The organism is Pseudonocardia zijingensis, from assembly GCF_042657305.1.
Taxonomy (GTDB): Bacteria; Actinomycetota; Actinomycetes; order Mycobacteriales; family Pseudonocardiaceae; genus Pseudonocardia; species Pseudonocardia zijingensis.
Genome location: NZ_JBHSKO010000002.1, coordinates 240,634 through 264,531 on the forward strand (window position 1 = coordinate 240,634; position 23,898 = coordinate 264,531).

The following is a 23,898-nucleotide window of genomic DNA, read 5'->3' on the forward strand; positions in this document are numbered from 1 at the left end:
ATGATCGTGACCGTCACGCGCAGATCGTTCATGAAAGGGCTCGGCGCCACCGGGGGCGCCGGGGTGGTGTACGGGGCGATGTCGGCGATCGGCCTGGCGCCGGCGGCCGCGGCCGCGGCGTTCCGGCCGCCCGCGATGGGTGACCTCGTCGGGCAGGCGCCCGGCCACCACCGGGTGGTGGTGCTCGGCGCCGGGCCCGCGGGCCTGGCCGCAGCCTACGAGCTGGGCAAGGCCGGCTACGACGTCACGGTGCTGGAGGCCCGGACGCGGCCGGGCGGGCGGGTGTGGTCGATCCGCGGCGGCACCGAGGAGACCGACCTGAACGGCGAGACCCAGCGGGCCACGTTCAGCGAGGGCCACTTCTTCAACATGGGCGCCACCCGCATCCCGCAGAGCCACGTCACGCTCGACTACTGCCGCGAGCTGGGCGTGGAGCTGCAGCCGTTCGGCAACCAGAACGCGAACACGCTGGTCAACTACGCGGGCGACACCCCGCTGTCGAAGACCTCGGTGACCTACCGCGAGGCCAAGTCCGACACGTACGGCTACGTGGCCGAGCTGCTGCACAAGGCGACGTCGCGCGGGGCGCTCGACGACGTGCTCAGCGCGGACGACAAGGCCGCGCTCGCCGAGTTCCTCACCGACCTCGGCGACCTCAGCAGCGACGGGCGCTACCTCGGCTCCACCCGCCGCGGCTACGCCGGCGAGCCGGGCGCGGGCACCGACTACGGCACGCAGCTGCCGCCGTACGGGATGTCGGACGTGATCCGCAGCGGCCTGGGCCGCAACTTCGCGTTCGACTTCGAGTACGACCAGGCGACGATCATGATGACGCCGGTCGGCGGGATGGACCGCATCTACCAGGCGTTCACCGACCGCATCGGGGCCGAGCGGGTGCGGTTCGGCGCCGAGGTCACCGCCGTGCGCAACACGCCCGACGGCGTCACCGTCGAGTTCCGCGAGGGCGGCCGCCCGCAGTCGATCACCGCCGACCACGTGATCTGCACGCTGCCGCCGCACCTGGTGCCGCGGCTGGACCACAACCTGCCGGCCGATGTGGTTGCGGCGCTCGGGTCGGCGGGCCGCACGTCGTCGGGGAAGCTCGGGATCGAGTACTCACGCCGGTGGTGGGAGACCGACCAGCGGATCTACGGCGGTGCCAGCAACACCGACAAGGACATCGCCCAGATCATGTTCCCCTACGACCACTTCCACGCCGACCGCGGCATCGTCGTCGGCTACTACAACACCGGGCCGCGCCACCAGGCGTTCGAGTCGCTCACCCACCGGCAGCGGCTCGCCAAGGCGCTGACCGAGGGCGCGGAGATCCACGGCGACGTCTACCGCGACGGCGTGACCGCCTCGTTCTCCGGCAGCTGGGCGCGCACCCGCTTCTCGGAGTCGGCGTGGGCCACCTGGGACCAGCACAGCCCCGAGTACCGCCTGCTCCTGCAGCCCGTGGGCCGCATCTGGTTCACGGGCGACCACCTCTCCAACGCCATCGCGTGGCAGCACGGCGCCCTGACCTCCGCCCGCGCCGTCGTCACCGCCGTCCACCGCCGCGTCGCCGGCGCGAACTGACCGATCCCGAAGGAGTGCGCTCGATGCGTCCCGTCCGCCTGTTCCCCGTCACCGCCGCCGCTGTCACCGCCGCTGCCACGGCCGCCGTCCTCGGCCTGGGCGGCTGCGCGACCCCGGCACCCGCCGCCGCGCCGGAGGAGCCGTTCACCGCGCGGGCCGTGCTGCCCGACGGCGAGGACAACCCGATGATCGCCGAGGGCGTCGCGCTGGGCGCGGGCGCCAACCTCTACAAGAGCAGCGGCACCGGCCCGACGCAGCTCAACACCGCCGCCGCCGACGGCACACCGGAGGCGTTCATCGACCCGGGGCAGTTCCCGGGCGGCGCGCTGCCCGCGGGCGTGACGATCACCGAGGCGCAGGGGATGAACGTCCTGCGCGCGATCCAGGAGAACCTGGAGCTGCAGGGACTGCGCCTGGACGACGTCACGTCGATGCGCGTGTTCCTGGACAACGCCCCGGGCTCGGACCGGGCGGACTACGCCGGCTGGAACCGGGCCTACCGGCAGTTCTTCGCGAACACCAACCTGGCCACCGGTGACACCGAGCTGGTGCCGATGGGCAGCGCGGCACCGGCGGCCCCGCTCGTGCGCAACCCGGCCCGGCCGAGCCGGTTCGCGCTCGAGGTGCAGAGCCTGCCGGTGGCGGGCTGGCTGGTGGAGGTGGAGGTCGACGCCGTCTTCCCGGACGGCACGTCCCCGCAGTGAGCGCGGGGGCTCGCTTCACAGGGCGGGCGCGGAGGCGCTAGCCGGCGCCGTCGTGACCGGCGCGGGCCGCGGCCACCTCGTCCATGTGCTGCTCCGCCCATTGCTTGATGTGGGCCAGCAACGGCATGAGCGTGCTCCCGAGCGGGGTGAGCGCGTAGTCGACCCGCACCGGCACCGACGGTGTGACGGCCCGGCTGACCAGCCCGTCGCGCTCGAGCGAGCGCAGTGTCTGGGTGAGCATCTTCTGGCTCACCCCGGCGATGCGCCTGCTCAGGTCCGAGTACCGCTTCGGCCCGTCGGCGAGCGCCGACAGCACGAGCGTGACCCACTTGTCGCTGATCCGGTCCAGCAGCTGGCGGGTGGGGCAGGACGCGATGTAGGCGTCGTACCGCCGCGCCGCTTCGGCTCGGCGTTCGCTCGCGGTGCGGGTGGCCATCTCTCCTCCGCGTGCGTTGCGCACTTGCAGGTGCCTTCTTCCCGACGAAGAGTAGCTCTCCGATCGTGGAGCCATGCGTGCACTGGTGGCCCGACGGCTCGACGGGCCGGATGCGATCGAGCTGGTGGAGACGGCCGTTCCCGAGCCGGGGCCGGGGCAGGTCCGGATCGCGGTGGCCGCGGCCGCGGTGAACCCGGTCGACGTGGCGGTTTCCCGCGGAGATCTGCAGCGGCTCGGCCTCACCGCGGCCCGCGAGCAGTACGGCCTGGGCTGGGACGTGGCCGGCACGGTCGACGCCGTCGGCCCCGGCGTCGACCTGTCCGTCGGCACGCCGGTGATCGGCCTGTCCGACCTGCTCGGACGGCCGCTGAAGACACACGCGGACCAGGTCGTGCTCGACGCGACCGCGGTGGCGCCCGCCCCACGCCGGCTCGATCCGGTCGCGGCCTCGACGATCCCGCTGAACGCCCTCACCGCCGATCAGGCGCTCGACGCGCTGGCGCTGGCCGCCGGGGCCACGCTGCTCGTCACCGGAGCGGCCGGCGCGGTCGGCGGGTACGCCGTGCAGCTCGCCCGGCACCGGGGGCTGGACGTCGTGGCGCTCGCCGCCCCGGCCGACGAGGGCCTCGTGCGGGAGCTCGGAGCGCGGCACGTCGTCCCCCGGGGTGCAGATCTGCCCACGGCCGTGCGCGAACTGGTGCCGGGCGGCGTGGACGGTGTCGTCGACGCCGCGCTGGTCGGGGTCGCCGCGCAGGAGGCCGTGCGCAACGGTGGCGCGTTCGCCCACCTCGTGGCGACCCCGGGACCGGCACCGCTGCGGGGCATCCGCGTGCACACGGTCCTCATCAGCGCGGATGGTGAGCGGCTCCACCGGATCGCCGGTCTGGCCGAGGCCGGTGTCGTCCGCACGAGGGTGGCGGGGGTGCACGACCTCGAGGACGCGGCGGCGGCGTACCGGAAGGTCGCGGCGGGCGGGCTGCGCGGGCGGTTGGTGCTCGTCCCCGGGCGACGCTAGGGCGCTGAGCGCGGGGCGCCCGTCAGGCCGGCTCCGCCGCCTTCCAACGTCCGCTTGATGACCTTCGCCCCGCGGTCCATCGCCGCCTGGAAGGCAGGGCCGAGCTCGTCGGGGCGGACGTCGTGGGTCCAGATCAGCCGGCAGCCGCCGTCCGCGGGGACCACCCGCATCTCGGCGGTGTCCTGGTCGGGCCGAACGCTGCCGCCGACCACGGCGTAGGTGATGCGCCGCTCGCGGTCGTCGAGCGCGACGAACCGCTCGTGCGCGACCACGCCGTCGGCGAACGTGACCACCCGGACGTCCCCGTCGGCCTCGCAACCGACGACGAAACCAGGGGCCATGCGCAGCGGGCCCGCCGCGAAGTCGCGGATGACGGCCCAGGCGTCGGCGGGCGTGGCGGCGATGGGGAACTCGGTACGCAGGAGTGCCATGCCACGAGCTTGGCGGGGCACGACGAGCGGGGTCTTGAACATCCTTGCGGGAATCGTCGGAGGTCACGCATAACGTCCGCGACGTGCTCTCGGTCGCCGAAGTCGCCGCCTGGTCCGGCCTCACGGTGAGCACGGTGGTGTGCCAGGAACACCGGCGTCGCTGGTCCGACGCGGAGGCGCCGGGCGAACACCGCCTCGTGCTCATCCGTGCGGGGCGGTTCCGCCGGGCGGGCCCGGAGGGCCTCACCCACCTCGACCCGACGGTCGGGTACCTCTCCCGGCCCGGGGTGGAGGAGCGCTTCGCCCACCCCGCCGGGGGCGACGTCTGCACGTCGATCTCGATCGCTCCCGCCAGCTGGGAGGCGTTGTGCCGTGCCCCCGCCCGCTCCGACTTCTACGTCGACGCCCACGTCGACCTCGCCCACCGGCGGCTGCTCGCCACAGGCGGTGATCCGGACTACGCGCTGGTGGAACGACTGCTCGCGCTGCTCTCCGCGACGGTCGGTCTGCTCCCCGCCGGGTCAGCGGGCGATGGGGCGCTGGTCGCGGCGGCTCGGGAGGCGATTCTCGCCGGGCTTCCCGCCGCCCGCGGCCTGTTCCCCCTCGCCGATCACCTCGCGGTCTCGCCCTACCGGCTGAGCCGGGCGTTCGTACGCGAGGTCGGTGTCCCGGTCACCCGCTACCGCAACCGGGTACGCGTGGGGCGCGCGCTGGAGCGGCTGGAGCAGGGCGAGCGCAACCTCGCCCTGCTCGCGGCCGACCTCGGTTTCGCCGACCAGGCCCACCTCACCCGCACCGTGCGCGAACATACCGGCTGTACGCCCGGTGCGCTCAGGTGCGTCCTCGATCAGAACGATCCGGCCTCCGCCAGCAGCGGGTTGCGGTAGGTGTGGGTGGCGTTGAGCCGGCTCATCAGGTACGGCCCGGCCTCCTGCGCGTCGTACTTCGGCTCCGCACCCGCCTCGAGGCAGGAGTCGAGGCAGGCGATCTCGGCGTGGAAGGGCGGGGTGACGAAGAGGGGGATCGAGTAGCGGTCGGTCCGGGGCGGGTTGACCACGCGGTGGGGGTTGGAGACCCAGCGGTCGTTGGTCCAGATCGCCATGAGGTCGCCGATGTTGACGACGAGCAGGTCGGCGGGGATGCCGACGCTGATCCAGGTGCCGTCGCGCGTCATCACCTGCAGGCCGCCCACGCCGTCGTCGGCGAGGAGGGTGACGGTGCCGTAGTCGGTGTGGGCGCCGCAGCCGAGCTGGTCGGGGCCGGGCTGCACGGTCTCCTGCGGCGGGTAGTGCAGCAGGCGCAGGTGGTACATGACCTCGCCGCCGGGCCGGTCGAGCAGGAACTCGTCGTGCTGCCCGAGCGCCCGCGCCATCGCCCGCTGCACGCGCTGCGCGGCCTCGATGGCCTGGGTGCGGTAGGCCTCCCACGCCGCGCGGAACGCGGGGTCGTCCGGCCACTGGTTCGGCCCGAACGTCGGGACGCCTGCCTGCACCTCGGGGTGGTCGGGGCCGTGCTCGCCGCCGGTGTCGAGCGACTCCTTGAGGTCGGCCGCGCCCTCCTCGTCGCTCTTCTCGGCCGCGATCCCGACGTAGCCGCGGTGGTTCTCCGACCTCCCGATCGCGATCTTCTCCTTCTCCTCCACCGGGCGCGCGAAGAAGTCGTGCATCGCCGTGAACATCGACTCCTTCACGGCGGGGTCGACGCCGTGGCCCGCGATGAGGAAGAAGCCGATCTCCCGGCAGATCCGGTCGATCTCCGCGGCGACGGCGTCCTGCTCGGGGCTCGGCGGCGCGCCGGTGGCGAACGGGCTGACGTCGACGGTGGGCAGGGTCTCGGTCACGGGTTCCTCCTGGTTCTACAGCTGCAGCCGGCGGCGAACGGCGGCGGCGCGGTCGGCGGCTTCAGCGAGCACCGCGGCCTCGTCGACGCGGGCGAGGCGCCGCTCGCGCAGCACCCACTCGCCGTCGCAGAGCACGGACTCGACGTTCTCGGACTTGCAGGCGGTGACCAGCGCGGACACGGGGTCGGCCGCGGTGGCGAAGTTGGGGGTGAACGGGTCGAGCACGACGAGGTCGGCCCGCTTGCCGGTCTCCAGCGAACCGACGAGATGGCCCATGCCGAGCGCGGTGGCGCCGTCGACGGTCGCCATCCGCAGCACGGCGGCGGCGGGGAGCACGGTCGGGTCGCGCCGCACGCCCTTCTGGACGATCGCCGCGAGCCACATCTCGTCGAGCAGGCTCATGCGGTTGTTGGACGGCGCGCCGTCGGTGCCCAGCGCGATGTGGACGCCCGCGTCGAGCATGTCGGCGATCCGCGGGGTGCCGAGGATCTTGAGGTTGGACGCCGCGTTGTGCGACACCGGGCAGCCGCGCTCGGCGAGCAGCCCGATCTCCCCGTCGTCCACCCAGGTGGCGTGCACGGCGAGCAGATCGGGGCCCAGGGCACCCAGCCGGTCGAGGTGCCGCACGGTGGTGGTGCCCCGCGTCGCCACCGAGTGCGCGTTCTCCTCCGGCACCTCGGCCACGTGCATCTGCACGACGGTGCCCAGCTCCCGCGCGCGCTCCACCGTGGCGGTGATCAGCTCGTCGGAGCAGTTGAAGATCGTGCGCAGGGTGTAGGAGAAGCGGAGCAGGCCCGTCCCGTGCCAGCGCTCGACGAGCTCGTCCTGGGCGGCGAGCACCTCGTCCGTCGTCTCGCGGTCACCGGGCGGACGGCCGTCGCCGGAGTCCATCGCGCTGCGCCCGAGCAGGGCGCGGATCCCGACGGCCGCGATCCCGCGGGCCATCCCGTCGACGTGCCGGCCGCCGGGGTCGGCGAGCAGGGTGCAGCCGTTGCGCACCTGCTCGATCGCGCAGACCAGCGCCGAGAGCTCGGAGTCGGACTCGTCGAGCGCCAGCTCGTAGGGCCAGATCCGCTCGTGCAGCCACGTGAGCAGGCCGACGTCGTCGCCGAGGCCGCGGCCCAGCTGCTGGCTGGTGTGGCAGTGGGTGTTGACGAACGCCGGGATGACGATCCGTCCCGGCGCCGCCACGGTCTCCGCGGCCGGCGCGTCGGTGGGCGCCGGGCCGAGGTGCGTGATCTCCCCGCCGGTGACCTCGACGTAGCCGGTGAACGGCTCGGCCGTCACCGGCACGACGAGCGCGGGGCCGATCCGCAGGTCCGTCATGTCCCGCCCCGGACGAACGGCACCGCGAGCGCCGCCGGCGTGCCGCTGCGCCGGGCCCGCACCACGAGCGCGAGCAGCGTGACCACGTACGGCAGCGCGAGGAACACCTCGTACGGGATCTCGGTGGCGGTGCCCTGCAGCCGCAGCTGCGCCGCGTCGCAGAGCCCGAAGAGCAGCGCGCCCGCCACCGCGCGGCCCGGGCGCCACCGCGCGAAGACGACCAGCGCCAGCGCCACCCAGCCGCGCCCGGCCGTGACGTTCTGGACGAAGAGCCCGAGCGGCCCGCAGACGAGCATCGCCCCGGCCAGGCCGGCGAGCGCGCTCCCGGCCACGGTGGCGAGCGTGCGGACCCGCGGCACGCGGTAGCCGAGCGCGTCCACGGCCTCCGGCGCCTCGCCGGTGGCGCCGAGCACGAGCCCGGCCGTGGTGCGGGCGAGCACGAACCACACGCCGGCCAGCACGACGAGCACGATCGCGACGAGCGGCCCCATCGACAGGCTCGGGATCCGCGGCGGCGCCTGACCGATCGTGTACGACTGCTCGAACAGGTACGTGGTGGCGGACACCGCGAACAGCGTGAACGCCAGCCCGGTGACGATCTGGTCGGCCCGGATCACCACCACCAGCAGCGCGATCACGGCGCCGCACGCCGCCCCGGCCGCCAGCCCGCCGCCCAGCCCCAGCCACGGGGTGCCGCTCGCGAGCGTGGCGAGGTAGCCGGCCAGCGCGCCGAACAACATGGTGCCCTCGAGACCGAGGTTGAGCACGCCGGCCCGCTCGGTCACCAGCTCGCCGAGCGCCGCGACGGCCACGGGGATCGCGAGCCGGACCGCCGCCGCGAGGGTGGCGAGGGTGAACAGGGTGTCCATCAGCGCCTCCGCCTGCCCGGACGTCGGCTCAGGGCATCACCGGCCACGAAGAACACGACGATCAGCGCCTGGATCACCCCGACCGTGGTCGACGGGATGATGAACACCCGCTCGGCCTCGTCGAACCCGACCGTGAGCCCGGCCAGCAGCAGCGCCGCGACGAGCACGCCGACCGGGCGCAGCCGCCCGAGTAGCGCCACGATGATCGCGGTGAAGCCGTAGCCGGTGGCGAACGCCGGGGTCATCCGCTCGGTCACCCCGGCGACCTCGACGAACCCGGCCAGACCCGCGAACGCCCCGGCGAGCGCGAGCACCGCGAGCCGGGTGCGCGCGGGGCGCGCCTCGGTGGCGGCCAGCACCTCGGGGTGGGCGCCGAGCACCTCGACCCGGAAGCCGAACCGGGTGCGGCGCAGCACCGCGGCGAGCGCGGGCACCGCCAGGAGGGCGACGAGGAAGCCCAGGTGGACACCGGTGCCGGGGATGTCGGGCAGTGCGGCGGCGCCGAGGGGTCTGCTCTGCGGGGTGAACGAGCCGGGGTCGCGGATGCCCACCCGCACCGCCCAGGCGAGCGCGGCGGCGGCCACGTAGTTGAGCAGCAGGCTGGTGATCACCACGCTCGCGCCGAACCGGGCCAGCATCCACGCGGCGACCCCGGACCAGGCCGCACCGGTGAGCACGGCCACCGCGAGCCCGCTGACCAGCAGCAGGAGCCCCGGCAACGGCGGGCCGACCGTGGCCCACGCCGTGCCCGCGAGCGCCCCCGCGATGTACTGGCCCTCCGCCCCGATCGTGAACACCCGCGCGCGGTAGGCGACCGCGACGCCGAGTCCGAGCAGGATCAGCGGGGTGGCCATGACCGCGGTGTCGATCAGGCCGCGGGTGCGCCCGAAGACGCCGAGCACCACCTCGCCGTAGGCCGACAGCGGCGCCACGCCTTCCACGGCCATGAGCACGCCGCCGACCACCAGCGCGGCGAGCACCGCGCCGACCGGGACCGCGACGCTCGCGGCCCGGCTGTCGGGACCCCGCAGGACGCGGCCGAGCACGCCGTCGGGCGCCGGGACGGTCGCGGGGTCGCGGGTCATCGTCACGACGCGTGCCCTCCCGCCATCGCGAGCCCGACGGCGCCGCGGTCGTACGGCGGGGTGAACGGCTCGGTGGCGCGCCCGCCCGCCAGCACGACGAGCCGGTCGGCCACGGCGAACAGCTCGTCGAGCTCCGCGCCGAACCACACGACGGCGGCCCCGTCGGCGGCCGCGGCGAGGATGCGTTCGCTGATCATCCGTGCGGCCTCGGGGTCGAGCCCGCGGGTCGGCTGGGCGGCCACCACGAGGCGCGGGCCGCCCGCGAGCTCGCGGGCGAGCACCAGCTTCTGCGCGTTGCCGCCGGACAGGCTCGCCGCGGGCACGGCCGGACCGCCGCCCCGCACGTCCCACTCCGCGAGGACGGGCTCGGCGCGGGCCTGGCGCCGGGCCGCGGGTGGACGGTGCCGGGGGCCGCGTCCCAGTTCGAGGTTGTCGGCGACCGTGAGCGGCCCGGCGAGGGCCCGGCGGTACCGGTCGGCCGGGACGTAGGCGATGCCACCGGCGACCCGCTCGCGCGGCGCGGCCACCGGCACCGGCTCCCCGTCGACGGTGACGGCGCCCCGCTCGGGGGCGGCGATCCCGGCGAGCAGCTCCTCCAGCTCGGCCTGGCCGTTGCCGTCGACGCCCGCGACGCCGAGCACCTCCCCCGCGTGGACCGCGAGGTCGAGCGGCTGCAGCCGCCCGCGGGCCGCGCCGTCGAGACGCAGCCGCACCTGCGCACCGGGCACCCGCTGCCTCCCGGAGGACGCGGTGGGCGCCGTGCCGACCATGAGCGTGGCGAGGCTCGCGCGGTCGTGGTCGGCCACCGGCTCGCCCGCGCACACCACCGCGCCGCGGCGCAGCACGGTGACGCGGTCGCAGCCGGCGAACACCTCGGCCAGCCGGTGGGTGATGATCACGACCGCCCGCCCGTCGTCGGCGAGCGCGCGGCAGGTGCGCAGCAGCGCCTCCGCCTCGGAGTCGACGAGCACGGCGGTCGGCTCGTCGAGGATCAACAGCCGCGCGTCGGCGTCGAGGGCGCGCAGGATCTCCAGCCGCTGCTCCTCTCCCACGGAGAGCCGCTCGACCGGCACGTCCGCGCGCACCGGCAGCCCGTAGCGCTCCGCCAGCTCCGCCACCCGCCGCTTGGCCTGCCGGGCGCCCGGCCGCAGCCGCCCGGGCGGGCGCGCGAGCGCGAGGTTCTCCCCCGCGGTGAGTGTGGGCACCAGCGTGAAGTGCTGCTGGACCATCGCCACCCCGCGCTCGCGCAGCGCGCGCGGGCTGAACTCGCCGATCGGCTGCCCGGCCACCTCGACCGTGCCCTCGTCGGGACGGTCGAGGCCGGCCAGGATCCGCATGAGCGTGGTCTTGCCCGCCCCGTTCTCGCCGAGGAGCGCGTGCACCTCGCCGGCCCGCAGCTCCAGGTCGACCCCGTCCAGCGCGGGCGCGGACCCGAAGCTGCGCCGGATGCCGTGGAGTGCGGCTGCGATCACTGCGTGTTCATCGCGACGGTGAACGCGCCGCTGCGGATCTCGGTGAGCTTCTGCTCGTAGGTGGCCATCACCTCGGCCGGGATCCGGTCGCGCCACGCGGGGTTGATCACGACGTCCATCGCGTTCTCGGTCATCCCCACCTCGTAGTAGCGCGTGGGGTTGACGTTGCCCGCGACGACGTCGGCCACCATCGGGGCGAAGACCTGGTCGAGGTTCCACGTGAACGACGCCAGCACCTGCCCCGACAGCCCGGACATGTCGCCGGTGTAGCCGTTGGCCACGGCGCCGCGCTCGGTGGCGGCCTCGATCTGGCCGAACGTCGGGCCCTGCCCGCAGCCGACGAACATCGTGGCGCCCTCGTCGGCCTGGGCCAGCGCGGCCTCCTTCGCCCGCTGCACGTCCGACCAGTCCCCGATCGCGACGAACGAGCCGGTGGTGTCGGGTCGCACGACCCGCGCGCCCTCGAGGTAGGCGTTGTACATCGCCCGGCACACCGGGATGTCGAAGCCGCCTGCCCCGGCGACGTTCCCGCCTTCCGTCACCCCGGCGCCGAGGATGCCCTCGAGGTAGGTGGCCTCCCAGAACGGCTGCGAGTAGTCCGCGACGTTCGCCGCGACGTCCCCGAACCCGCCCGCGTAGGCGAAGATCGTGCCCGGGAAGTCGGCCGCGACCTCCTTGACGTTGTCGCCGTAGTTGAACGAGTGGGCGATGATCGGGTTGTAGCCCTGCTCGGCGAAGCTGCGCAGCGCGCGCACGGCGTCGGGCCCCGGGTTCACGTTCTCCTGCACCGCGAAGTCCGCGATCACGCCCGTGTCCTTGAGCTTCTGGGCGCCGGTGAGCGCCGCCTCGCCCCACGACCCGTCGCGGAACTGCGGGTAGTAGACGATCGCCAGCCGCGGCCCGGCCGACGCGGCAGCGGCGTCGTCCGCGGGCGCGGTGTCGCGGCGGCCCGCGTCGCCGCAGCCGGCGAGCACGAGCAGGGCGGAGACGACGGTGGCGGCGAGCAGGGCGTGCCGGCGCCGCCGCGGGCGGGAGGAGGAACGCATCGGCGGTGTCCTTCGGTTCGGGGAGTGCCCGAACGCTAGGTCGGCCGCGTCACCGTGGGATGTCGCTCTGTTTCCGGCATGTTGCGATTCCTGTGGGAAATCACCCGGGCACCCGAGCGGTGACGAGGAGCAGCGTCGCGCCCACGTCCGGTCCCACCCGCCAGCGGTGCGGCACCGACCCCTCGTGCCAGATCGAGTCGCCCTCGCTGAGCTCCTCGGTCCGGCCGGTGCCGAACTCGACGCGCACCACTCCCTCGAGCACGTGCAGGAAGTCCTCGCCCGCGTGGTCGAACCAGCTCCCGGCGGGCTGCCCGGGCTCGATGACGGCGCGGCGGGCCTCCATCAGCCGCCCCGGCGCGCCGGCCAGCAGGGCCGACTGCGCGACCCCGGGCGTCTCGTCCATGCCGGCAGGCACCCCTTCACCGGCCCGGACGACGACGATCCCCTCGTCGACGCTCGGGGGGAGCAGGTCGGTTGCGCCGATCCCGAGCGCTCCCGCCAGCTTGTAGAGCGTGGCGACGCTCGGGGACGAGCGCCCGTTCTCGATGTTGGACAGGAACGGCTGCGACAGCGACGCCCGCTGCGCCAGCTCGCGGGTGGACATCCCGCTGCGCCGGCGCGCCCGGCGCACCGACGACCCGATGGCGGCCATCATCGCCGCCTCGCCGGCGTCCCGCTGCCCGTCGGTCACCGGGCCATCCTCACCTACGGTCGATAGCTGAGAACAGTCTGTAGGACGGCCGTCACCGCTCCAGTGCGGCGAGTGCGGCAGTGGCCCCCGCCCAGACGTGCGCGTCCCAGCCGTGGGCCCGCGCGGCCGCGACGTTCTCCGGCTTGTCGTCGAAGAAGATCACGTCGCCCGGCTCGGTGCCGTAGGTGGCGTCGGCGCGCGCGTAGATCGCCGGGTCCGGCTTGACGAGCGCTTCCTCGGCGGAGAACACGAGGTGCCCGACGACCGCGCTCCAGGGCGCGGCCCGCACGGCCGCCGCGAGCGGGGCGGGGGCGTTGGACAGCACGGCGAGCCGGATCCCGCGGCCCCGCACGTGCGCGAGCAGGTCGGCGCTCGCCTGCGGCAGCGTGGACCACTTCGCCGAGTCCAGCTGGACAAGCCGCCGCAACAGGGCCGGGTCGGGTTCGCGATCCAGTGCGCGGACCACGCCCGTCCAGTAGTCCTCGGGGGCGCCACCCAGGTCGTAGGCGGGCCGGCCGGGCCAGTAGGCCGTGGCGAACTCGGCCGGGGACACCCCGACCTCGGCCGCGAGCAGCGGCAGCACCTCCCCGGACGACACGAGCACTTCGCCGAGGTCGAACACGACGGTGCGGGAGCGTTCCACGAGCCCCACGGTAGCCACGCACGCCAGCCCGCCGTGAGCCGTGTGAGCGCGCTGCCAGCGCGCTGTGAGCGCCCCCTCCCACCATCGGTGCCCCCGACGAGGGAGGGACGAGATGACCGAGGCCGTGTCTGTTCGGGCCGGGTGGCTGCCGGTCGCGCCGCTCGGCGCGGGCACGTTCGCGATCGGCACCGATCTGTTCGTCGTGGCGGGGGTGCTCCCCGGCCTCGCCGCGGACCTCGGCGCCACCGCCGGGGAGGCGGGCCTCACCGTCACCGCGTTCTCGCTCGCGTCCGCGATCGGCGCACCCGTGCTCAGCGCCCTGCTCGGGGCCCGGCCGCCCCGGCAGGTCCTGATCGCCTCGCTGGCGGTGTTCGCCCTGTGCAACGTGGGGTCGGCGCTCGCGCCCGGGCTCGCGGTGCTGCTCGTGATGCGGGTGCTCGGCGCGCTGGCCGCCTCCGCCTACGTGCCGGCCGCGGGTGCCGCCGCCGTCGCCGCCGCTCCCGCGGCCCGGCGGGGGCGGGCCCTCGGCGTGGTGCTGGCGGGCACGGCGCTCGGGATGGTGCTGGGCGCGCCGCTCGGCGTGCTGGTCGCGGCGCTGCACTCGTGGCGAGCGGCCTTCTGGCTGGTCGCGCTGCTCGCCACGGCCGCCGTCCTCGGACTGGTGCGGAGCGGCGCCGGAACCGGTGAGCCGAGCCGTTCGACCCTCGCGGAGCGGTTGGCGCCGGTGCGCTCCCCCGCCGTCGCCGGGACGCTCGGCGTGACCTTCCTGGTGATGGCCGCCTCCAACAGCACGTACACCTACCTCGGGGTCGTCGTGGCCGACCCGGCCGCGCTCGGGCTGCTGATCGCGGTGTTCGGCCTGGGCGGCATCGCGGGCACCTGGTGGGGCGGCAGCGCCGTCGACCGCCACGGCAGCGGCCCGGTGGTCGTGGTCGCGGTGGTCACGCTGGCGGTGAGCGTCGCGGCGCTCCCGCGCGTCGGCACGGCGGTGGCGGTCGCCGTCGTCGCCGCGTGGGGTGTGGCGGTCTGGGGGTTCGCGGCCGCGCAGCAGCACCGCGTGGCCGGGCTGGGACCGACCTCGTTGCTGCTCGCGCTCAACAGCTGCGCGGTCCACCTCGGGTTCGCGACCGGCGCGCTGCTCGGCGGCCGACTCGTCGACGCGACCGGTGTCGGCTCGCTGTGGGTGTTCCCGGTCGTCTGTTGTGGCGCCGGGCTGGTTCTTCTTGGGATCCTCAGGCAGGAGGTGCGGTCGTGATCGCCGAACTCGGCACCGTCCTCGGGGTGTGGGCACACCCCGACGACGAGGCGTACCTGTCCGGCGGGCTGATGGCGTTGGCCCGCGACGCCGGCTCGCGCGTGGTCTGCGTGACCGCCACCCGCGGCGAGCTCGGCACCCCCGACCCGGTGGCGTGGCCGCCGGACCGGCTGGCCGCGGAGCGCACCGTGGAGATGGCCCGCTGCCTGGAGATCCTCGGCGTCACCGAGCACCACTGGCTCGGCTACCGCGACGGCGAGTGCGCCCGGGTCGCGCCGTCCGAGGCCGTCGACCGGATCAGCGAACTGATCGACGACGTGCGGCCCGACACGGTGCTGACCTTCGGCCCGGACGGCATCACCGGTCACCAGGACCACCGCACCGTCTGCGCCTGGACCACCAAGGCCTTCGACCGCGCGGCCCCACGGGGCTCGCGGCTGCGCTACGCCGCGCTCTCCGGCCCGCGCGTGCACCGGTGGAAGGACCTCGGCGACAGCCTCGGCATCTACCTGCCCGGCTACCCGGTCATCACGCCGGCCGACCGGCTCGCGATCGACCTTGAGCTCGACGCGGACACCGTGGCCCGCAAGGTCCGCGCGCTGCAGGCGCAGACCACGCAGACCGCGGGGCTCATCGCCACGATGGGCGTGCAGCGCTACACGGCGTGGGTGCGCGAGGAGTCCTTCGCCGTGGTCTGAAGGTGCCGCGCGACGGCCCGCCGCGCCACGTCGAGCACCTCCCTGCGGTCCAGCACCGGTGTTCCCGGCACGAGCGGTGGCGGCGGCACGGCGGCGGGCGCGTCCGGTGCCGCCGCGGCGGCGGCGAGGAGCAACGCGGCCGGCTCGTCGTCGCCGAGCGTCCGCAGCAGTCCGGCGAGGTCGCGCAGCGTGGCCCAGAGGTGGGTCCAGCTGCCGGTGCGCTCGAAGTAGCCGATCACCTCGCGGTAACCGCGCAGCGCGTCGGCCACCCGACCGGCGGATGCCCGCACCGTCAACAGGCCCACGGTCGCGACGCCGACGTAGAACGTCGCGCCGGACGCCCGGGCCAGCTCGATGGCGGTGACGTAGTGCCGTTCCGCGCGGTCGTTGTCGCCTGCACGGCTCTCGATCTCGCCGCCCACGTAGGCCACGAAGGCCCGCATCGACGGTGAGACCGCCGCGGCGCGCGCCTTCTCGTTCAGCGCCCGTGCGCCGTCGGGATCGCCCGCGTAGGCGGTGGCGAGCGCGGCACCGGCGAAGCCCTCCGAGCGCCGCACGTCGAGCGCAGCCGCGGCGAGGCAGTGCTCGACGACCTGCACGTGCGCCGCCCGCGTCAGCGCCACCCACGCCAGCGCCAGGTGGCAGCTCCAGGTCGCGGCGTCGTCGCCGGCCCGTTCCAGGCCGGCGCGGGCGAGCTCCTCGGCCCGCGGGGGGTCGGCGCGCATGTACGCGGCCTCGGCCGCCGCGCCGAGCACGGCCCCGGCGCGCGGATGGGTCGCGATCGCCGGATCACCCGCCAGCTCCTCGGCCCACCCCCGGATCTCGACGAGATCGCGGTAGAGCGTGTCGAACAGCGCGCTCACGATCACGGCCGCGTCCTCGAACGACCGCCTGCCGCGGGCCGCGCGCCACGCGGCGCGCAGGTTCGCCAGCTCCCGGCGCAGCACGGCGTCGGCGTCCGGCTCGTGCTCGCTGCGCAGGGTGGCGCCGACCCACCCGGCCAACTCTACGGCCCAGCGGATGAACCGCCGCTGCGCGTCCTCGGCCTCACCGGCCGCCTCCAGCCGGTCGAGCCCGTAGGCCCGCAGCGTCTCCAGCATGCGGTAGCGGGTGGGCCCCGCGAACACGACCTCGATCATGGACGTGTCGACGAGGTGGGCGAGCACGCTGCCCGGATCGGACCGCAATCCCAGGTCGGCGCCGATCCGTTCCGCGGTGTCGAGGTCCACCCCGTCGACGAACACCGACAGGTGCCGGAACAGCCGCTGCTCGTCGTCGGGGAGCAGGTCGTAGGACCACCCGACGGTCGCCCGCAGCGTCCGGTGCCGCGCGTCGGCGCTCGCGCGCCCGCCGCCGAGCAGGTCGAGCGACCGGTCGAGCCGGCGGTGCAGGTCGGCCAGCGTGAACGTCGACAGCCGGCCCGCGGCGAGCTCGATGGCCAGCGGCATCCCGTCGAGACGCCGGACGATGTCGGCGACCGTCCGCAGCTGCGCGGGCGCCGGCGCCGCGCCGGGCCGGGCCCGCCGGGCGCGGTCGAGGAAGACCGCGACGGACGGGACCTGCGTGGGGTCGCCGTCGGCACCGGGCACCGGCAGCGGGGCGAGCCGGAACGCGTACTCGGCGGCCAGCCCGAGCCGTTCGCGGCTGGTGGCCAGCACGGTGAGGCCGGGGCATCCGGCGAGCACGACCTCCACGACGTCGCGGACGGCGTCGAGCAGGTGCTCGCAGTTGTCGATCACCAGCACGCCGGTGCGGTGGGCCAGCACGGCGACGCACGCGTCGAGCACGTCGCCCCGTGCCACGTTCAGGTTCAGCGCGGCGGCCAGCGCGTGCGGGATCGCGGCCGGGTCGGTGACCGGCGCGAGCAGGAGCACGGTGGCGCCGTCGCTGCGCCCCGCCACCTCGAGCGCGACCCTCGTCTTGCCCACCCCGCCCGGTCCGACCACCGTGACCAGCCGCTCGACGTCCAGCAGCCGGCGCAGCGCCACCACCTCCTCGGCGCGGCCGATCAGCCGGGTCGCCGGCCGCACCGGTGCCTCGGCCCGGGCCGGTGCCGGGCCGGCGGTGCCCCCGGCAATGGCGCGCTCGAGCTCGTCGAGCGCCGGTGTGGGGTCGAGCCCCGTCTCGTCGGCCAGCCTGCGGCGGAACTCGCGCGCGGTGCGCAGCGCCTCCACCGCCCGGCCGTCCGCCGCCAGGGCGCGTACGAGCAGCAGCACCCCCGGTTCGCGCAACGGATCGGCGGCCACGGCGTCCGCCGCGCTGCCGCAGACCTCGCTGCCGCGGCCCGCGGCGATCCCGGCGGCGACCAGGGCGTCGGTGACCTCGCGGTGCAGTTGCGCGCATCCCTCCACCGCGGTGGCGATCGGGGCCACGTCGGTGAGGTCGGCGAGCACCGGCCCCCGCCACAGGGCGTGCGCCGCACGGAGCACCTCGAACGCGTCCTGGTCGTCCTTGTGCGCGCTTCGGAGCGCGGCCCGCGCCTGCGCCAGGTCCAGCTCGACGGTCGTGAGGTCGAGCCGGTAGCCGTCGTGCCTGGTCTGCAGGCGGTCCGCGGCCGGCCCGAGGTGCCCGCGCAGCCGGGACACGTGCGTGTGCAGGGCCTGGCGGCCCGACTCGGGGATCTCGGCGGGCCACAGCGCGTTCAGGAGGTGCTCCACGGTGACGACCCGGCTCTCGGCGAGCGCGAGCAGCGCCAGCACCGCGCGCCGCTTCGGGCCGGGCACGTCGACCGGAACCCCGTCGACGACCAGCCGCAACGGCCCGAGCACCTCCACCCGAATGCCCACCCGGGCAGCATGCCGCGCCTGTCAGCGTCGTGAAAGCACGTGCAGGCGCCGTGACAGCCGGCCCGCCGAACCTTCCCGTACCCGCACACGAGGGAAGGAGAAGGGCGTGGATCAGGACAAGGTGACGGAATTCCTCGGCCGAGCCATGACCGACATGGCGGCGACCGGCGCCGCCGGCCTCACGGTCATCGGCCACCGGCTCGGCCTCTACCGCGCGCTGGAGGAGGGCCCGGCGACCCCCGAGCAGTTCGCCGAACGCACCGGCTGCCACGAGCGCTACCTCGCCGAGTGGCTGCGCGGCCAGGCCGCGGGCGGCTACGTGACGTACGACCGCACCACCGGCGAGTTCTCGCTCACCGAGGAGCAGGCGTTCTGCCTGGCCGACCCGAACGGGCCCAACGTGCCCGCGGTGTTCCTCATCGGGCTGGGCTACCTGCGCGCCGAGCCGCGGCTGACCGAGGCGTTCCGCACGGGTGAGGGCGTGGCGTGGCACGAACACAGCGAGGACGTGTTCGTCGGGTGCGACGCGTTCTACCGGCCCGGCTACGTCGCGTCGCTGGTGCCCGAGTGGATCCCGGCGCTCGACGGCGTGGCGGAGAAGCTCGCCGCGGGCGGCCGGGTGGCCGACGTCGGCTGCGGGCTCGGCTCGTCCTCTGTCCTGCTGGCCGAGGCCTACCCGAAGGCCACGGTCGTCGGGTCGGACTACCACGCCGAGTCGATCGACCTGGCGCGCAAGAAGGCCGCGGACGCCGGGGTGGCCGAACGGGTCACCTTCGAGGTGGCGACCGCGCAGACCTTCACCGGCACCGGCTACGACCTCGTCACGATGTTCGACTGCCTGCACGACATGGGCGATCCGGTCGGCGCCGCCCGCCGGGTGCGGGAGGCCCTCGCTCCCGACGGCACGTGGCTGCTCGTCGAGCCGTATGCGTCGGACGACGTCGAGGAGAACTTCACGACGGTCGGCAGGCTGTACTACAACGGCTCGACGTTCCTGTGCGTGCCGAACAGCCTGTCCCAGCCGGGGCGCTACGCGCTCGGGGCGCAGGCCGGTGAGGTGAAGATCCGCGAGGTCGTCGAGCAGGCCGGGTTCACCAGGTTCCGCCGGGCCACGGAGAGCCCGTTCAACCTGGTGTTCGAGGTCCGGCCGTAGTCGGTTGACCGACGGTGCCGGTCTTCCCCGCCGGGGGACGACCGGTACCGGGTCGCTCTACCGCGGGGGCCCGCACCTTCCGGTCCCGGCCGTCAGTCGTCGCCCGTCCAGGTCCAGCGCGGCACCTCGCGCAGGGGGTGCAGCTCGTCGTCGGTGGTGGCGTGGGAGTTCTGCATCGCAACCCGGGTGCCGAACTCGACGTGCTCGCGCACCGACTCCCGGAACGCCGGATCGGTCGGCATCCCGGCCGCATCGAGCGCAGCCAGGTACAGGTCCACGAACCGCTGACGCTGCTCCTCGGCGATGTTCAGGCCGCGGTGGACCGCGATCAGATGGGCGAAACCCAGCTCGCGGGAGAAGCGGTCAGGACCCCCGAAACTCTCGGCCGTGAACGCCGTCAGGTGGTCGACGTGCTGCGGTTGGCCGGCACCGAAGAGGGGTTGCAGGAGCGGATCGGCGAGAACGCTGTCGTAGAACACCTGCTCGAGCCGGTGCAGCGCGTCCTCGCCGCCGGCGAACTCGTAGAGCGACGGCACGATTACACGCTTGCACCCGATGACCCCGCGGTCAAGATGCGGTCGCGCATGCCGCCGATCGCACTCGTGCGGCCGGCGGTGGCGCCATGGCCGGGCGGATCACCCGTGATCCGGTTCCAGCACCAGGAACCCGTCGCCCGCGGGCACGAAGCCCGCGCGGCGGTAGAACGGGGCGCTCCCGGCGGTCGGGGCCAGGAGCAGGCGGCGGTAGCGGCGGGCGCGGGCGTGCTCCACCACCGCGTCGAGGAGTGCGGCAGGCACGCCGCGGTCGGCGAAGGACGCCAGCACGAAGGCGTTGCCGACGTGTCCGATCCGCCCGCCCCGGGCCCCGGGCCGCGGCATGTGGACGATCTCCAGCACGTTGATCGAACCGACGGCTGTGTAGCCGCTGCGCGGCGAACCGACCTCGGCGAGCCAGAACGTGCGGCGCGGCAGCTCCACCCGCCACCACTGCGCGAACGCCGCCTCGAAACCCGGGTCCTCCACCGGGTACCCGAGGCGCTCCTCCAGCCAGGCTCGGCGCAGGCCGGCGAGCGCGGCGAGGTCGCGCTCGTCGGCCACGCGGATGGCGACCTGCTGCCCGAAGTCGGTGCTGGTGACCTCAGCCACCCGTGCCCGCGTTCCCCCGGATCGGGTTCACCACCGTGAGCGGCAGCAGGGTGGTGCCGCTCGGGCCCACCTCGATGTCGGTGCCCGTCGCCGGGCACACGCCGCAGTCGAAGCACGGCGTCCACCGGCAGTCGTCCTGCTCGCGGCCGGACAGGGCGTCCTGCCAGTCGTCCCAGAGCCAGTCGCGCTCCAGCCCGGAGTCGAGGTGGTCCCACGGGAGCACCTCGTCGCGGTCGCGCTCCCGCGTGGTGAACCAGTCGAGCGAGACACCCAGCGGCTCCAGCTCCGCCGCGCACGCGTCGATCCACCGCTGGTAGGAGAAGTGCTCGCTCCAGCCGTCGAACCGGCCACCCTCGCGCCAGACCCGCTCGATCACGCGCCCGACCCGCCGGTCGCCGCGCGCGAGCAGCCCTTCGATCAGCGACGGCTCGCCGTCGTGGTAGCGCATGCCGACGTTGCGGCCCAGCTTGCGGTTGCTGTTGACCTTCTCGCGCAGCTTGCGCAGCCGCGAGTCGATCACCTCGGGCGAGGCCTGCGCGGCCCACTGGAACGGGGTGTGCGGCTTGGGCACGAACCCGCCGATCGAGATCGTGCAGCGCACGTCGTTGCGGCCCGACGCCGCGCGCCCGGCGCGGATGACGTTGTGCGCCATGTCCGCGATCTGCAGGACGTCGTCGTCCTCCTCGGTGGGCAGGCCGCACATGAAGTACAGCTTCACCTGCCGCCAGCCCTGCGCGAACGCCTCCGAGACGGTGCGGATGAGGTCGTCCTCCGACACCATCTTGTTGATCACGCGCCGGATCCGCTCGGAGCCGCCCTCGGGGGCGAAGGTGAGGCCGGAGCGGCGGCCGTTGCGGGAGATCTCGTTGGCCAGGTCGATGTTGAACGCGTCGACGCGGGTGCTCGGCAGCGACAGCGAGGTGTTGGTGCCCTCGTAGCGGTCGGCGAGGCCCTTGGTGATCTCGGCGATCTCCGAGTGGTCGGCGCTCGACAGCGACAGCAGCCCGACCTCGTCGAACCCGCTCGCGCGCACCGCCGAGTCGACCATCTCGCCGATGCCCTGCAACGACCGCTCCCGCACCGGCCGCGTGATCATCCCGGCCTGGCAGAACCGGCAGCCGCGCGTGCAGCCCCGGAAGATCTCCACGCTCGCGCGCTCGTGCACCGTCTCGGCCAGCGGCACGAGCGGCTTCTTCGGGTAGGGCCACGCGTCCAGGTCGGTGGTGGTGCGCTTGGTGACGGAGCGGGGCACCCGCGCGTCGACCGGGGTGACGGACGCGATCGCGCCGTCGGCGCCGTAGCCCACCTCGTACAGCGACGGCACGTAGCAGCCGTCGACGGCGGCGAGCCGCAGCAGCAGCTCCCGGCGCCCGCCGGGGCGGCCCTCGGCCTTCCAGGCCCCGACGACGTCGGTGATCTCGCCGACCACCTCCTCGCCGTCGCCGATGGCCGCGACGTCGACGAAGTCGGCGATCGGCTCCGGGTTGAACGCCGCGTGGCCACCCGCCACCACCACCGGGTGGTCGGCCGTCCGGTCGACCGCGTGCAGCGGGATGCCGGCGAGGTCGAGCGCCGTGAGCAGGTTGGTGTAGCCGAGCTCGGTGGAGAAGCTGACCCCGATCAGGTCGAACGCGCCCAGCGGCCGGTGCGCGTCGACGGTGAACGCGGGCACGCCGTGCTCGCGCATCAGCGCCTCGAGGTCCGGCCAGACCGCGTAGCAGCGCTCGGCGAGCGCGTCCGGGCGCTCGTTGAGCAGCTCGTAGAGGATCATGACGCCCTGGTTGGGCAGACCCACCTCATAGGCGTCGGGATACATGAGCGCCCACCGGACGGCGGCCGACTCCCAGTCCTTCACCTGCGCGTTCAGCTCGCCGCCGACGTACTGCACGGGCTTGGACACCCGCGGCAGCAGCGGTTCGAGGTCGGGAAAAACGGACGGAGCTGTCATGGTGCCCGCCAGGGTAGTCCGCGCCCGCCCGCCGTCGTTCAGGCGTCGGCGCCGACGCCCGCCGCGCGCAGGGCCGCGCGGACGTCCTCGTGGTGCACGGGGTCGAGCGGCACCAGCGGCAGCCGGATCGCCCGGTCGGCGAGCCCCAGCTCCGCGAGCGCCCACTTGACGGGGATCGGGTTCGGCTCGACGAACAGCGCCCGGTGCAGCCCGGAGATGTCCGCGTCGATCGCCGCCGCGGTCTCCCCGTCGCCCGCGACGGCGGCCGCGCACATCCGCGCCATCGCCTCGGGCACGACGTTGGCGGTGACCGAGATGACGCCGTGGAACCCCTCGAGCATGCTGGCCCGGGCCGTGGCGTCGTCACCGGAGTAGAGCGCGAAGTCGGGGAGCTTCAGCGCGACGAGGTCGCGCACCCGGTCCAGGTCGCCCAGCGCCTCCTTGAGCCCGACGATGTTCGGGACCTGCGCGAGCCGCTCGACGGTGGACGGGAGCATGTCGCAGGCCGTGCGACCGGGGACGTTGTAGAGGATCTGCGGGATGTCGACCGCCTCGGCGACCGTGCGGAAGTGCCGGTAGAGCCCCTCCTGCGGCGGCTTGTTGTAGTACGGCGTGACGAGCAGCGCCGCGTCGGCACCCGCCTCCTTCGCCGCGCGCGTGAGGTGGATGGCCTCGTCGGTGTTGTTGGCCCCGGTGCCCGCGATCACGGGCACCCGGCCGGCGGCCGCGTCGATCGTGCGGCGGATGACCTCGGTGTGCTCGGCCACCGACAGCGTCGAGGACTCCCCCGTGGTGCCCACCGAGACGATCGCCGACGTCCCGGCCGCGATGGTGCGCTCCACGAGCCGCTCGAGCGCATCGTGGTCGACGGATCCGTCGGCACGCATGGGCGTGACCAGCGCGACGATGCTTCCGGTGATCATGAGTCCTCCTGGAACCGGTCACTCACCGGCGAGGGGTCTGCCGACGGGTGCGGCAGGGGAGACGGGTGGAACGTTCGCCTCGGCAGGTTCGCACGGCAGCACGCGCGCGTGCGAGGACGTATCGGCGGCCGGAACGGCTCCGGCGAATCCGACCACGTTGAAGGCGAGCCGGACGAACACGTCCTGCAACCGTTCCAGGCTCAGCGGACCGCCCGGCCGATACCAGCGCGCCACCCCGTTGCACATCTCGAGCAGTGCGAGGCGGGTGACGGCGGGCTCCTCCGCCGTGAAGTCGCCTGCGGCGATGCCGTCGCCCAGCACCTCGGCCCAGTACGCCTCGTAGGCGTCCCGCTTCTCGAGGATGACCGGGCGATCGGCCGCGGGCAGGATCCGCACCTCGCCGTCGACGACGCGCACGGTCCTCGGGTTCCGCGCCTGCACGGACACGTGCGCCCGCACGAGCCCGGCGAGCCGGGTGGCGGGGTCCGGGCTCGCGCTGCGCACCGTCTCGGCGATCCGCAGCAGCTCGTCCAGCGCCAGGTGCATCACCGACTCCAGCAGCGCCATCTTGCTCGGAGCGTGCATGTACAGCGCGCCGGAGGTGACTCCGGCGGCGGTGGCGATGTCCCTGATCCCGGTGGCCGCGTACCCGCGCTCGGAGAACGTGAGGACGGCAGCCCGCTGGAGGTCGATCAAGCTCGTCACGCGCGCCCTGCTCCTCCTCACCCGGTCGACGCTCGCCCGGTCGACGCCGCGTCGCAGCACTGTACCCGGACGCCGCCCTTGACGGCTAATCACCTGATTAGTAGCTTCTCATCAACTGATTAGTGCTGCTCAGAGACCTTCGACGA

At 74.4% G+C, this 23,898-nt stretch carries 23 protein-coding genes; 7 read left to right on the forward strand and 16 right to left on the reverse strand.

Features of this window, described 5'->3' with window-relative positions; all coding sequences use genetic code 11:
* Positions 1-6: 6 nt before the first annotated feature.
* On the forward strand, positions 7-1,581 hold the full coding sequence (locus tag ACFPL3_RS05355) for a flavin monoamine oxidase family protein (RefSeq protein ID WP_343946019.1): 1,575 nt from the start codon (positions 7-9) through the stop codon (positions 1,579-1,581).
* A gap of 23 nt (positions 1,582-1,604) precedes the next feature.
* On the forward strand, positions 1,605-2,285 hold the full coding sequence (locus ACFPL3_RS05360) for a Rid family hydrolase (RefSeq protein WP_343946020.1): 681 nt from the start codon (positions 1,605-1,607) through the stop codon (positions 2,283-2,285).
* Positions 2,286-2,322: 37 nt separating this feature from the next.
* Here ACFPL3_RS05360 and ACFPL3_RS05365 read toward each other — a convergent pair whose 3' ends face one another.
* The gene (locus ACFPL3_RS05365) at positions 2,323-2,721 is read right to left on the reverse strand and encodes a winged helix-turn-helix transcriptional regulator (protein ID WP_343946021.1); all 399 of its coding nucleotides are present in this window, start codon (positions 2,719-2,721) and stop codon (positions 2,323-2,325) included.
* A gap of 73 nt (positions 2,722-2,794) precedes the next feature.
* Here ACFPL3_RS05365 and ACFPL3_RS05370 point away from each other — a divergent pair, with 73 nt between their 5' ends.
* On the forward strand, positions 2,795-3,736 hold the full coding sequence (locus ACFPL3_RS05370) for a zinc-binding dehydrogenase (protein ID WP_343946022.1): 942 nt from the start codon (positions 2,795-2,797) through the stop codon (positions 3,734-3,736).
* Here the strand turns inward: ACFPL3_RS05370 and ACFPL3_RS05375 are convergent.
* On the reverse strand, positions 3,733-4,167 hold the full coding sequence (locus ACFPL3_RS05375) for an SRPBCC family protein (protein WP_343946023.1): 435 nt from the start codon (positions 4,165-4,167) through the stop codon (positions 3,733-3,735). The genes ACFPL3_RS05370 and ACFPL3_RS05375 overlap by 4 nt on opposite strands.
* 83 nt (positions 4,168-4,250) lie before the next feature.
* Here ACFPL3_RS05375 and ACFPL3_RS05380 point away from each other — a divergent pair, with 83 nt between their 5' ends.
* Entirely contained in the window at positions 4,251-5,054 is an 804-nt protein-coding gene (locus ACFPL3_RS05380; RefSeq protein WP_343946024.1) for a helix-turn-helix domain-containing protein, read from the forward strand.
* Here the strand turns inward: ACFPL3_RS05380 and ACFPL3_RS05385 are convergent.
* From ACFPL3_RS05385 to ACFPL3_RS05420, 8 genes are all read right to left on the reverse strand, one after another.
* Positions 5,015-6,007, reverse strand: a complete 993-nt coding sequence (locus ACFPL3_RS05385) for an isopenicillin N synthase family dioxygenase (protein ID WP_343946026.1) — start codon at positions 6,005-6,007, stop codon at positions 5,015-5,017. The genes ACFPL3_RS05380 and ACFPL3_RS05385 overlap by 40 nt on opposite strands.
* Positions 6,008-6,022: 15 nt before the next feature.
* A complete protein-coding gene (locus tag ACFPL3_RS05390; RefSeq protein ID WP_343946027.1) occupies positions 6,023-7,333 on the reverse strand; it encodes an amidohydrolase family protein in 1,311 nt (436 codons plus the stop codon).
* On the reverse strand, positions 7,330-8,202 hold the full coding sequence (locus tag ACFPL3_RS05395) for an ABC transporter permease (protein WP_343946028.1): 873 nt from the start codon (positions 8,200-8,202) through the stop codon (positions 7,330-7,332). Before ACFPL3_RS05395 ends, ACFPL3_RS05390 begins: the two co-directional genes overlap by 4 nt.
* Positions 8,202-9,287 carry an ABC transporter permease gene (locus ACFPL3_RS05400; protein ID WP_343946035.1) on the reverse strand — a complete coding sequence of 362 codons (1,086 nt, stop codon included), beginning with the start codon at positions 9,285-9,287 and terminating at the stop codon, positions 8,202-8,204. Before ACFPL3_RS05400 ends, ACFPL3_RS05395 begins: the two co-directional genes overlap by 1 nt.
* Positions 9,288-9,289: 2 nt before the next feature.
* Positions 9,290-10,759 carry an ABC transporter ATP-binding protein gene (locus tag ACFPL3_RS05405; RefSeq protein WP_343946029.1) on the reverse strand — a complete coding sequence of 490 codons (1,470 nt, stop codon included), beginning with the start codon at positions 10,757-10,759 and terminating at the stop codon, positions 9,290-9,292.
* Positions 10,756-11,805 carry a BMP family protein gene (locus tag ACFPL3_RS05410; protein ID WP_343946030.1) on the reverse strand — a complete coding sequence of 350 codons (1,050 nt, stop codon included), beginning with the start codon at positions 11,803-11,805 and terminating at the stop codon, positions 10,756-10,758. Before ACFPL3_RS05410 ends, ACFPL3_RS05405 begins: the two co-directional genes overlap by 4 nt.
* A 100-nt stretch (positions 11,806-11,905) precedes the next feature.
* A complete protein-coding gene (locus tag ACFPL3_RS05415) occupies positions 11,906-12,496 on the reverse strand; it encodes a helix-turn-helix domain-containing protein (RefSeq protein WP_343946031.1) in 591 nt (196 codons plus the stop codon).
* Between the two features lie 52 nt (positions 12,497-12,548).
* A complete protein-coding gene (locus ACFPL3_RS05420; protein WP_343946032.1) occupies positions 12,549-13,139 on the reverse strand; it encodes an HAD-IA family hydrolase in 591 nt (196 codons plus the stop codon).
* A 112-nt stretch (positions 13,140-13,251) separates the two neighbouring features.
* Between ACFPL3_RS05420 and ACFPL3_RS05425 the strand changes: the two genes are divergently transcribed.
* A complete protein-coding gene (locus ACFPL3_RS05425; protein WP_379588453.1) occupies positions 13,252-14,394 on the forward strand; it encodes an MFS transporter in 1,143 nt (380 codons plus the stop codon).
* Positions 14,391-15,092, forward strand: coding sequence for a PIG-L deacetylase family protein (locus ACFPL3_RS05430; protein WP_343943918.1), 702 nt, complete (start codon positions 14,391-14,393; stop codon positions 15,090-15,092). Before ACFPL3_RS05425 ends, ACFPL3_RS05430 begins: the two co-directional genes overlap by 4 nt.
* On the opposite strand, the gene ACFPL3_RS05435 is transcribed toward ACFPL3_RS05430, so the two are convergent.
* Entirely contained in the window at positions 15,050-17,878 is a 2,829-nt protein-coding gene (locus tag ACFPL3_RS05435; RefSeq protein WP_343943917.1) for an AfsR/SARP family transcriptional regulator, read from the reverse strand. The genes ACFPL3_RS05430 and ACFPL3_RS05435 overlap by 43 nt on opposite strands.
* Before the next feature lie 106 nt (positions 17,879-17,984).
* Here ACFPL3_RS05435 and ACFPL3_RS05440 point away from each other — a divergent pair, with 106 nt between their 5' ends.
* A complete protein-coding gene (locus ACFPL3_RS05440; RefSeq protein ID WP_343943916.1) occupies positions 17,985-19,031 on the forward strand; it encodes a class I SAM-dependent methyltransferase in 1,047 nt (348 codons plus the stop codon).
* A gap of 92 nt (positions 19,032-19,123) precedes the next feature.
* On the opposite strand, the gene ACFPL3_RS05445 is transcribed toward ACFPL3_RS05440, so the two are convergent.
* The 5 genes from ACFPL3_RS05445 to ACFPL3_RS05465 form a co-directional block, all read right to left on the reverse strand.
* Entirely contained in the window at positions 19,124-19,567 is a 444-nt protein-coding gene (locus ACFPL3_RS05445) for a group II truncated hemoglobin (protein WP_343943915.1), read from the reverse strand.
* Between the two features lie 99 nt (positions 19,568-19,666).
* A complete protein-coding gene (locus ACFPL3_RS05450; protein ID WP_343943914.1) occupies positions 19,667-20,176 on the reverse strand; it encodes a GNAT family N-acetyltransferase in 510 nt (169 codons plus the stop codon).
* Complete coding sequence (locus ACFPL3_RS05455) at positions 20,169-22,124, reverse strand: TIGR03960 family B12-binding radical SAM protein (protein ID WP_343943913.1); 1,956 nt, start codon at positions 22,122-22,124, stop codon at positions 20,169-20,171. Before ACFPL3_RS05455 ends, ACFPL3_RS05450 begins: the two co-directional genes overlap by 8 nt.
* 38 nt (positions 22,125-22,162) lie before the next feature.
* Positions 22,163-23,047 (reverse strand): 4-hydroxy-tetrahydrodipicolinate synthase, encoded by an 885-nt coding sequence (gene dapA, locus ACFPL3_RS05460; RefSeq protein WP_343943912.1) that lies wholly within the window; start codon positions 23,045-23,047, stop codon positions 22,163-22,165.
* 18 nt (positions 23,048-23,065) lie between these two features.
* Complete coding sequence (locus ACFPL3_RS05465) at positions 23,066-23,752, reverse strand: TetR/AcrR family transcriptional regulator (RefSeq protein ID WP_343943911.1); 687 nt, start codon at positions 23,750-23,752, stop codon at positions 23,066-23,068.
* Between the last annotated feature and the right edge of the window lie 146 nt (positions 23,753-23,898).